Origin of the sequence: uncultured Veillonella sp. (genome assembly GCF_905209685.1) — a bacterium.
Taxonomy (GTDB): domain Bacteria; phylum Bacillota; class Negativicutes; order Veillonellales; family Veillonellaceae; genus Veillonella.
Genome location: NZ_CAJLUB010000054.1, coordinates 1 through 11,014 on the forward strand (window position 1 = coordinate 1; position 11,014 = coordinate 11,014).

At 36.7% G+C, this 11,014-nt stretch carries 11 protein-coding genes and 1 tRNA gene; 1 reads left to right on the forward strand and 11 read right to left on the reverse strand.

The genetic code is table 11. The features are described from left to right. The 9 genes from QZ055_RS05295 to QZ055_RS05335 form a co-directional block, all read right to left on the reverse strand. The coding region (locus QZ055_RS05295) for a glycerol-3-phosphate acyltransferase (protein ID WP_295825121.1) at nucleotides 1–403 on the reverse strand (403 nt) is incomplete at its 3' end. Further along, nucleotides 403–1,737 carry a ribosome biogenesis GTPase Der gene (gene der, locus QZ055_RS05300; RefSeq protein ID WP_005386761.1) on the reverse strand — a complete coding sequence of 445 codons (1,335 nt, stop codon included), beginning with the start codon at nucleotides 1,735–1,737 and terminating at the stop codon, nucleotides 403–405. The genes der and QZ055_RS05295, both read right to left, overlap by 1 nt. Nucleotides 1,738–1,851: 114 nt before the next feature. Then, the gene (locus QZ055_RS05305) at nucleotides 1,852–3,750 is read right to left on the reverse strand and encodes a bifunctional 4-hydroxy-3-methylbut-2-enyl diphosphate reductase/30S ribosomal protein S1 (protein ID WP_295805253.1); all 1,899 of its coding nucleotides are present in this window, start codon (nucleotides 3,748–3,750) and stop codon (nucleotides 1,852–1,854) included. Beyond that, nucleotides 3,741–4,361, reverse strand: a complete 621-nt coding sequence (locus QZ055_RS05310) for a 1-acyl-sn-glycerol-3-phosphate acyltransferase (RefSeq protein ID WP_105089128.1) — start codon at nucleotides 4,359–4,361, stop codon at nucleotides 3,741–3,743. The genes QZ055_RS05305 and QZ055_RS05310 overlap by 10 nt, the downstream gene beginning before the upstream one ends. 1 nt (nucleotide 4,362) lies before the next feature. Continuing rightward, nucleotides 4,363–5,037, reverse strand: coding sequence for a (d)CMP kinase (gene cmk / locus QZ055_RS05315; protein ID WP_295825123.1), 675 nt, complete (start codon nucleotides 5,035–5,037; stop codon nucleotides 4,363–4,365). Between the two features lie 8 nt (nucleotides 5,038–5,045). Beyond that, nucleotides 5,046–6,293 carry an NAD(P)/FAD-dependent oxidoreductase gene (locus QZ055_RS05320; RefSeq protein ID WP_295825125.1) on the reverse strand — a complete coding sequence of 416 codons (1,248 nt, stop codon included), beginning with the start codon at nucleotides 6,291–6,293 and terminating at the stop codon, nucleotides 5,046–5,048. After that, nucleotides 6,290–7,018, reverse strand: a complete 729-nt coding sequence (locus tag QZ055_RS05325) for a pseudouridine synthase (protein ID WP_295825128.1) — start codon at nucleotides 7,016–7,018, stop codon at nucleotides 6,290–6,292. Before QZ055_RS05325 ends, QZ055_RS05320 begins: the two co-directional genes overlap by 4 nt. Before the next feature lies 1 nt (nucleotide 7,019). After that, the gene (gene scpB / locus QZ055_RS05330; protein WP_295805256.1) at nucleotides 7,020–7,529 is read right to left on the reverse strand and encodes an SMC-Scp complex subunit ScpB; all 510 of its coding nucleotides are present in this window, start codon (nucleotides 7,527–7,529) and stop codon (nucleotides 7,020–7,022) included. Nucleotides 7,530–7,541: 12 nt separating this feature from the next. Next, nucleotides 7,542–8,267: a ScpA family protein gene (locus QZ055_RS05335; RefSeq protein ID WP_105089124.1), complete on the reverse strand. Its 726-nt coding sequence runs from the start codon at nucleotides 8,265–8,267 to the stop codon at nucleotides 7,542–7,544. 166 nt (nucleotides 8,268–8,433) lie between these two features. Between QZ055_RS05335 and QZ055_RS05340 the strand changes: the two genes are divergently transcribed. Further along, entirely contained in the window at nucleotides 8,434–10,266 is a 1,833-nt protein-coding gene (locus tag QZ055_RS05340; RefSeq protein WP_119207403.1) for a phosphoethanolamine transferase, read from the forward strand. A 125-nt stretch (nucleotides 10,267–10,391) separates the two neighbouring features. Here QZ055_RS05340 and QZ055_RS05345 read toward each other — a convergent pair whose 3' ends face one another. Further along, the gene (locus QZ055_RS05345; protein ID WP_295825132.1) at nucleotides 10,392–10,847 is read right to left on the reverse strand and encodes a DUF523 domain-containing protein; all 456 of its coding nucleotides are present in this window, start codon (nucleotides 10,845–10,847) and stop codon (nucleotides 10,392–10,394) included. Between the two features lie 72 nt (nucleotides 10,848–10,919). Further along, a tRNA-Leu gene (locus QZ055_RS05350) sits at nucleotides 10,920–11,008 on the reverse strand. Between the last annotated feature and the right edge of the window lie 6 nt (nucleotides 11,009–11,014).

The following is an 11,014-nucleotide window of genomic DNA, read 5'->3' on the forward strand; positions in this document are numbered from 1 at the left end:
TAAAATAGACAATCACGCCCCATACCAAGAAGGCAATCAAAGCCACTAATGGTGATAAAGCAATTAGAACTCCTAGTCCTGTAGCTACCCCACGACCACCTTTAAAGCCTAAGAAAATAGACCAGTTATGGCCCATCATAGCAAGGATACCACCTAAGATCATATACATAGGTCCATAAGAGGACAACAATACAACCCCAGCTGCCCCTTTTAAAGCATCACAGAGAAATACTGGTAATGCAGCTTTTAGACCTATAACGCGATACGTATTAGTAGCACCTATATTTTTAGAACCGTATTGACGTACATCTGTATTAAAGAAGGTCTTGCCAATAATTAGGCCACTAGGAATTGAACCAATAAGGTATGCCAACACAGCATATACAATAATCATAATATCCATTAGTCTTCATCATCTCGTTTCTTACCACGCAATACTAAACGAATTGGTGTTCCTTCAAAACCGAAAGACTCACGCAATCTATTTTCTAAGAAACGCATATATGAGAAGTGAATTAACTCTGGTTCATTTACAAACAAAATAAATGTAGGTGGTTTAACACTAGCTTGCGTCATATAGTAAATTTTTGGAATTCTGCCATTACGAGAAGGTACAGGATTTACTGTTTGAGCATCTTGTAACAATTGATTTAATGTACCTGTAGACACGCGACGATATTGTTGTTCAGATACAAACTTAAGCATATCTGCTAAACGGTGTATACGTTGTTTTGTAAGTGCTGAAGCAAATAGAATTGGAGCAAATTGCAAGAAACCTAATTCATCATAAATATCTTCAGTAAAGCGCAATGTTGTTTTGTCATCTTTTTCAATAAGATCCCATTTATTAACAACAATAATTACACCCTTGCCTGCTTCATAAGCATAGCCAGCAATTTTCTTATCTTGTTCTGTAACACCATCTTGCGCATCAAGAACAAGAACGACGATATCTGAACGGTCTACAGAGCGCAAGGAACGAACAATACTATATCGTTCAACAGCTTCTTCGATTTTAGACTTACGACGCATACCTGCTGTGTCAATAAGAACAAACTTTTGATCGCCATGAGTCCAATATGTATCGATAGAGTCACGTGTTGTGCCTGCTACATCAGATACGATTACACGATCTTGACCCAATAAGGCATTAGTCAAAGAAGATTTGCCTACATTAGGACGACCAATAACTGCGACATGAATGGTATCTTCGTCATCAACATTTGTCCCAACTGGAGGGAAATGTTTAACCGTATCATCTAATAAGTCGCCTAAATTCATTAAGTTCTTAGCGGAAATACCGATAGGATCACCTAAGCCAAGATTGTAGAATTCATAAATATTAGGTTCCTGATTAACACTGTCAATTTTGTTAACAACTAATACTACAGGTTTACCACTAGCACGTAAGATATTAGCTACCTCTTCATCAGCAGGTACAATACCTTGTTTGCCATCTACCACAAATAAGATTACATCTGCCTCTTCAATAGCCAATTCAGCTTGTAATCGCATCATCTTAGGAATGACATGACTATTATCTGTAATAAATTCGATGCCGCCTGTATCGATCATTGTAAATTCACGATTTAACCACTCTGCGTCAAAGTAAATACGATCCCGTGTTACACCAGGGATATCTTCAACGATAGAGATCCGTTTATTAACAATGGCATTAAAAAGTGTAGATTTCCCTACATTTGGACGACCTACAACGGCCACTAATGGTTTTGCCATGGTTTCACCTCATTATCTAATCTAATACATTACTATATTTTATCATATTCTACGTATAGTACGCAAAAAGGCTAACCAAGGAAACCTTGGTTAGCCTTTATATTAGACAATGAATTATTCAGCGTCTTCTGCAGTTTCTTTTGCTTCCATCAATTCAGTTAAAGCCAAGCCCAATTTCTTTTCATCTTTGTTAAGAGAAATGATTTTAACTTCAACTTCTTGACCACGGTTTAAGTAATCTTCAACTTTCGCATTACGTTGTTTTGTAATTTGAGAAATGTGAAGTAAACCTTGGATGTCGTCGTTAACAGCTACGAATGCACCATAAGCTACCAAACGAACAACTTTACCGTTGATAACATCGCCAACGTGCAATGTTTCTTCAGCTACGTCCCATGGGCTCTTAGATAAAGCTTTTAAGGACAAGGATAATTTGTTGCTTTCAGCGTCGAAGGATTGTAATTTAACTTCGATTTCTTGACCAACGGAAAGAACATCTTCCACTTTTTTAATTTTTTGCCAAGAAATGTCGGAAATGTGAAGTAAACCTTCAATACCGCCGATATCTACGAAAGCACCATAAGGCATGATTTTACGAACGATACCTTTATAGTTGTCGCCAACGTTGATGTTTTTCAATGCTTCAGCTAATTTAGCTTGACGTTCTACTTCCAATACTGCACGACGGGAAAGAACCAAACGGTTTTTCTTTTCGTCGATTTCAAGTACTTTAGCTTCGAATTCTGTACCAACCAAGTTGTCCAAGGATTTTACGAAATGAACATCACCTTGGGACAATGGAATGAAACCACGAAGGGATTTAACTGTTACTACCAAACCTGCTGGGATAGCATCAATACCTTTACATACGATAGCTTCATCTTTTTCTTGTGCTTCGATAACATATTGCCAATCTTCATCTTTAGCCAAGCGAGTCATGGAAAGATAAATAGGATTATCTTCTTTGATGTGGTTCATGATAACTGCTTTAATTTCATCACCATTTTTCAACACATCTTTGGCAGATTCTGGTGCTGGATAAGAAATTTCAGTTCTGTTCAAAATGGCTTCAGTTTTGTAGCCAAAAGATACATATGCGCGTTCATCTTCAACTTGAACTACTGTACCTTCTACAACGTTCCCTTTCTTAAATTCTTCTTGACCTTCTGCTGCTAATAATTCTGCAAAATCTTTCATTGTCTCAATGACCTCCTTAATAATCCAGTCGGGAGTCGATGCTCCTGCTGTAACTCCTACCGTCTGTACTCGGTTAAACCATTCCAGTTGTAATTCAGTAGAAGTTTCAATGTGATATGTTGTACATCCAACGTCACGACAAACCTCTGCCAATCGGTTTGTATTGCCGCTGTTCTTACCGCCTATCACTATCATAAGATCTACATTACGTGCTAAGTCAACGGCAGAGTTCTGTCGTTCTTGCGTTGCATTGCATATCGTTTTGAAAATCTTAAGATTCTTAGATTTTTTCTCTAATATCTCTATTATACTGTTAAATTTGAATTGTGAAAAGGTAGTTTGTACAACAACGCCCATTTTTTCCACAATTTGTAGTTTTTCGGCGGATTCTTCATCTTCGATGATTATTCCTTTGTTATTTGCCCATAAATTGATACTTTTGACCTCAGGATGGTTTTTTTCGCCTAAAATCACCAATGTCATGCCATCTTCAATGACAGACTTAGCATCTTGTTGCGCTTTTTTTACATGAGGACATGTAGCATCTAAAATATGTAAGCCCTTTTCTTCGGCTTCAGCGTAAATGGCAGGACCTACACCATGAGATCTAATAATCATAGTTCCTTCATCAATATCAGCAACCTCTTGAATGGGGCTTACACCTTTACTTTCTAAGCGCCCTACAACTTGAGGATTGTGAATGATAGGACCTAATGTATAACTTTTACCCTCGCTATTGGCAGCTTCATCAGCCATGTCAACAGCTCGTTTTACGCCATAGCAAAAGCCGTGGTTTTCAGCCAAAATTATTTCCATAAAGTCTCCTCTATACGATTTTCATGATAAGAATCTATCATGCGTTGAATTTCACCTTTCACACGATCATTAACTTCTTTTATTGCTTCCGGTGTAGGCTTTGCTTTACTTACAGGAACTTGTTTACCAATAATACATGCGACTTGATTTTTCTTCATATTATGAGATCCAATAATCGCAACTGGTGTAATGCCAATACCCGTACGCAACGCAATGGATGCGGCTCCATCATGGAATCTACCAAGTTTTCCACTCTTTTGTCGATTTCCTTCGGCAAATATACCTAGCACCTTATTATCTTTCAATAAACCTAATGCATGACGTATAGCTACCTTATCGATGGCTCCACGGTTTAGAGGAAACGCACCAAGCCAAGTACAGAAAAATCGAGAAATAGGATTTACAAATAACTCCTGCTTTGCCATAAAGTGCACATGTCTTGGTAATGCATACCCACAAATAGGTGGATCATTATTACTCAAATGATTTGGTACAACAATAACGGGACCTTCCATAGGGAAATTATCACGACCGTATACCTTTAATCCATATCCGACTTTATAACGCAACCAAAAGGCAGTACGCCAAAGCCATGTAGAAAATTTATTCATCTTAGATTCGCTCCTGTACTAGATGCAATATATGTTCCACTGTTTCATCAAAAGTCATATTACTAGAATCCACAACAATGGCATCCTCAACACATACAAGTGGAGATTCATCACGATTTTTATCCATTTCATCGCGACTTTCTACGTTCTTTTTAATGTCTTCTAATGGTTGTTCATTAGAAGTACCTTGAACTTCAAGCCATCTACGTTTAGCTCGTGCATCTACAGAAGCAGTTAAATATATTTTCAATTCTGCATTCGGTAATACAACAGAACCTATATCACGACCATCTAAAATAACACCACCAACAGCTGCCATTGCTTGTTGACGTTCAACTAAGTATTCACGTACCCCTTTATAAGAAGCAATGGTTGATACATTTTCATTGATTTGTTGTTGTCGAATTAAATCAGTTACATCCTGACCTTTTACATACACTTTACAAGCACTTGCCGTAGGCTCTAGTGTTAAATCTAATGAAGGGAGTAAAGCCTCAACCTCCTTTTGATTGTTAACATCTACATGACTATCAAGGACAGCCCATGTAACGCCTCGATACATAGCACCTGTATCAATATATAAATAACCTAATTCATTAGCCACTACCTTTGAAATACTACTTTTACCAGCCCCTGCAGGACCATCAATAGCAATGGCAATTTTTTTAGTATTCATAATAACCTCTATTCTTCATCACCATGTACAGCATGCATAGCCGCTACATAACCAGTGGAAAAAGCGGCTTGTAAATTATAGCCACCCGTAAAGGCATCAATATCCAATACCTCACCGGCACCATATAAACCTTTCACTAATTTAGATTCCATTGTTTTTGGACTAAATTCTTTTAACGAGATTCCCCCTGCTGTAACAATGGCTTCTGCCACCGGACGCAATTCCTTAACGGTTAATGTCATATGCTGTAACACATGACATAAGCGCAAACGTTCTTCTTTTGTGATTTGATTAATGGGTTTACTTGGATCTAATTCAGCAAGCTTTATAACAATAGGAATAAGATTTACCGGCAGTAAATCCTTCATTCCATTAGACAATTGTTTCTTAGAATATAAATCAAAATCTTTTTGTAACCGCTTATCTAATACTTCTGCAGTTAATGCAGGCTTAAGATTTATTTCAATAGTAATTTGAGGATTTTTCTTACGCAATAATTTACCTACCGTATGACTTAACGACAAGATGGTAGGACCTGTAAGGCCGAAATGGGTAAACATCATTTCCCCAAATTGCTTGGCCTGTACCTTATTTTTAGAAATTACGGATACCTCAACATTACGAAGGCTAAGCCCCATAATATCCTTCACCCAAGATTCCTCAGTTACAATTGGCACCAACGATGGTCTAATATCCGTAATGGTATGCCCTATTTTCTTAGCTAAGGTATATCCATCACCAGTCGAACCTGTTAAAGGATAAGAAGCACCACCAGTACATATAATAGCAGCATCACAAGCATATTGTTCTTTATCTGTTGTGACACCCACTACTCGATCATCTTTTACAGTAATAGATGTAACAGGTTCATTTAAATGAACTTGAACATTATACTTTTTTAGGATTTTCATGAACGTATTGCGTACTTCTAGAGCGGAATCAGATTCAGGGAATACGCGCCCGCCACGTTCTACCTTAGTTTTCAACCCCCAACTATGTAATAGTTCAAGCAAGTCTTCATTACTAAAGCGTTCATAAGCACCGTAGAGGAACTTACCATTACCTGGCGTATTTTTAATGAACTCGGCCATATCTGCATTATTTGTAATATTACAGCGACCTTTACCAGTAATCCCCATCTTCTTACCAACCATATTCATTTTTTCAAGTAATATGACACGAGCACCTTCACGACCTGCTATAACTGCCGCCATAAGACCTGCCGCACCACCACCAATGACTATGATTTGTTTCATTTCTTATCAGTCCCCAACGCTTTAAGTGCTTTAACCTCTCTAATAGTAAGTTGACGAGAAGCACCACGTTTTACACCGCCCAATGTGAGACCTGCATAAGCAATACGTTTTAAGTTATGAATGCGATACCCAAAGTGTTCAAACATACGACGAACTTGGCGATTACGACCTTCATGAATTGTAATCTCTACTTCATGAACACCGTTATGATCGTCAAAACCTAAGTCTACAATTATAGCAGGTGCTGTCATTCCATCTTCAAGTTTAACGCCATTGGCAATGACTTGTAAATCTTCATCACGAACGCGACCTTTAATGCGCACTTCATAGGTTTTTTCTACACCTTTAGATGGATGTGTTAAGTTTTGTGCTAACTCACCATCATTGGTAAGTAATAATAAACCTTCAGTATATAAATCGAGACGACCAATAGGATAAATGCGTTTAGATTCATTTTTAATATAATCTAAAACAGTTTCTCGACCTTGAGGGTCAGATACAGATGTAATGACGCCCTTTGGTTTATTTAACAAGTAATATACAGGTTTCTCTTGAGCTAATAATTGGCCATTAACCTTAACCTTATCTTTTTGAGGGTCAATTTTAACGCCTAGCTCAGTTACCTTGCGGCCATTAACTTGAACTTTCCCCTCCGTAATTAATTCTTCTGCCTTACGTCGTGATGCAACACCACAACTAGCAATAAATTTTTGTAATCGTTCCATATTATCCTTCTGTTTCCGAAACTTCTTGATGTAAAGCTTCAATAGATTCTACACCAGCACTTCTTAAAAACTCGTCGGTTGTGCCATAAAGAATAGGTCTACCTACAGTATCTTTATGACCTAGCTCAGCAATAAGAGATCGAGTGAGTAATTGTTTAATAATCTTATCACTATTTACACCGCGGATTTCTTCAATTTCAGCTTTAGTTATAGGTTGTTTATAGGCTATAACAGCTAATGTTTCCATCGCTGCATTAGATAGTTTATCTTCTCGCTTACGTATATGACCTACATAATCAGCGCTTTCCATAGCGCTAACTAACTCAACACCAGCCCCTGATACTCTCAATCGGATACCTCGGTTTTGGTCTTCAAGCTCACGTTGTAATGTTTCTATATAGTCCTGTACTTCCTCTGTTGAAAGTCCGAATACTTCTCCAAGCATATCGATTGATATAGGCTTTGCCGATGAAAACAATACGGCCTCTAAATGCATTGTTGGTAAGCTCATATAGCCCCCTTTCTATACGGTACCTTCTAAGGCTGCAGTGAATACAATATCATCCTCTTCATAGCGCATTTCCATGATTTGTTGTTTCAACAATTCTAAAACAGCCATAAAGATCGTTACCATACCACTTTTTGTTTCAATTGCTACTAATAACTCTCTAAAATGTAAACTTTCACCACGACGTATACGACTAGATAAAGACAGAATCATATCTTCTAAGCTATAACTGTCTTTTTCAACCTTTACTTCACGAATAGGTTCCTCTTCAGGTAATTCCTTAGCTCGCTTTAAGGTTTGATAAAAAATTTCGTATAATTGGGAAAGTTCTAAATTATATACATTATCTAATCCAAGTACGCTTGTTTCTTCAGGTCTACTAAATATATTGGCAGAAACAGCTGTACGCTCCATTAATAGAGCTGTAAAATCCTTGATTTTCTTAAACTCTACTAATTTTGCTACCAATTCATCACGTGGATCCTCAGCTTCATCTGGCTCAGGTTCAGCTTTAGGCAGTAACATACGCGATTTAATCTGCAATAAGGTAGATGCCATTACAAGAAACTCACTACTATAATGAATATCAAAGTGATTCCAATTATCTAAATATTCCAAGTATTGACTCGTAATTTCAACGATAGGAATATCGGTGATTTCTATTTTATGTTTTTCAATGAGATGTAAAAGCAAGTCTAAAGGACCTTCAAAAACATCTAACTTATAATTATAATCTCCCATAAACCCCAATCCTTAGAAAATATACTTTAACTATATAATTATAAAGCATTTATAGTAGTACTTTCAAATAATTGTTTTTTTTACAGTCATCTGCTATCTTTATTATAGTAATTATTATATATTATGAAAAAAATTTATTGTGTATTCCTACAAGAGGGGATTTATTATGTTATCTAGTTTAAAGCAAATTGGGAGAAACCCCATCTTTCGCTTTGGTATCATTGGTATTGTTTTATATATAGCTCTATTTTTCATCTATGAACCTATTACACTAGGACTAGATGTTGAAGATATAACAATTTTAGCAGTACCAACAATTGTAGGTACTTTTTTATTTCAATACTTTATGGGCTGTACAGTTTTTCATAGACCATTTTTAGGATATGGCTTGGTCGGTATTCTTTGGGCTCTTACATTCCCACTCCTTTTCCACTGGTCCTATGTTAAGCCTTTATATTTCTATGAATTCGCTAATGACTTCTTATTTGGCCTACTCATTTTTATGGGCTTATCTGGAATTCAATTCTTACTAAATCAAACGAATCGCCTTCATAAAACCACATCATTAATCATGGCAATCATTACCATGATATTAAGTCTTATTCCATTCTTACAAATTGGATATTACTTAACTACATGGCATTGTTTAACGCCAGCTAGTTTACTAGCAGTATATATGACAAACCCTGAGGAAGCCTTTGGATTCTTAAAAAATGCTGCTGGTATTCCTGGTCTTATCGCTGTTGGTATCGGTCTAGTAGCTTGGACGTATCTACTCTACTGGTCTAATCTAGGAATGAAAGCAGTGGTAAACTTAAATACTACACGACCTATGCGCTCCACATTACTCATTGTGTCTATAGTAGCATTCTTAGTATATGTACCATTCTTCTTATTCCCTAAAACATGTATTGTAGCAAATTGGATTGCTGCTGGCGATTATGTAAAACAGATGCAACAATATAATGATAACCATCATTTAGTTTTCGATTCCTTCAATTTAGATACAAAGGAAACCTCTGCCAATAAAACACCAGGTACGATCATATTAGTAATTGGTGAGTCTAGTTCTCGTGATTATATGAAGGTTTATAATCAAAACTTCCCTTATGACGATACACCATGGCAAGGTAATATGCGCTCTGATAACAAAGATTTTATATTCTTTGATAACGCATATTCATCCTATGTACAAACTGTACCTACCCTAGAACGCGCTCTATCCGAACGCAATCAATATGATGATAAACCATTCCTTGATTCAGCAAACATCTTAGACGTAGCTAAAAAGGCTGGTTATACTACTTCTTGGTTTAGTAACCAAGGTGTATTTGGTGAATACGATACAGCCATTTCTCTAATGGCCAAAACAGCAGATACTACAAAATGGTCTCACGAATCATATGCATTCTCTGACCGCTATGATGAATCTTTATTGCCTTTATTACAATCTGTAGATCCTACGAAAAATAACTTTATTGTTATTCATATCATGGGGAGCCATATTTATTACAATGACCGTTACCCTCATGAGTTTAGTAAATGGAAACAAGGCCCGTATCCAGATGGCCAAGAAGCATATGCTAATAGCCAACTTTATACTGATTGGTTATTACAACAAATCTATACGTATGGTAAGGAAAAATTAAACTTACAAGCTATGGTCTATTTCTCTGACCACGGTGAAAGTTTAGATAAATCTCATAACCCAGATACATTTGACTTTGTTATGACTCACATTCCATTCTGGATTTATTTATCTCCTCAATATCGTGCAGCGTATCCTCAAACTGCAGAGGAACTTACTAAGCACGAACATCAATACTTTACAAATGATTTACTATATGACACATTAATCGGTCTTATGCATGCACCTAACCAACGTTATGATGCAACACGAGACTTCAGTAATGATAAGTATCGATTTAATTTACATAACCTTACTACCTTACTAGGGGAACAACCATTAACTAACGATCCTGTAAATGCAGGTAAATAATCTGGACTATTTCTTGCACTGAGTTAGGCATATTAATCTGTTATCAGTAAAGCATATAATTATGTAATAATAGCCAGTTAAGGTTATAGTAAAGTAATAAAAAACAAAAAGAGATGAGTTAAAACTCATCTCTTTTTTTGTCTTATTAATAGATCAATATCATCTTCTGTATACACTTCAATATTATTCTTTAATAGAGCCTCTACAGTGCATCCATGACCATCCCGTAGGGTTTTACTAAAGGTGCCATCGTAAATACGCTTATAGCCGCAACTAGGGCTTTTTGCTTTCATTAGAGCCCGATTACACCCATTTTGAAAAGCTATATCTAATGTATTCTGAGCGCCTATAAGGAATTCTTTAGTTACATCAGTCCCATTAGCCGTACATATACGTTCTCCTTGTCGCTCTGCAGGATCACGCGGTGTACTAAGTCCACCTAATACTTCTGGACATACAGGTACTAAATCAAACATTTCTTTTAACAATGGTAATTTCCCTATATAATTATCTTTTCCATCATAACGACATGATACGCCGCATAGACATTCACTAATTAGCAATTTAGGTTTCTTATTCATAGTATTATTTAATATGTAGTATTAAAACTTAATTTACATAAGAAAAAAAGACTAACCGAAGTTAGTCTTAATTGGTGCCGAGGACCGGAATCGAACCGGTACGGTTGTTTCCAACCGACGGATTTTAAGTCCGTTGCGTCTGCCTGTTCCGCCACCCCGGCATGGGT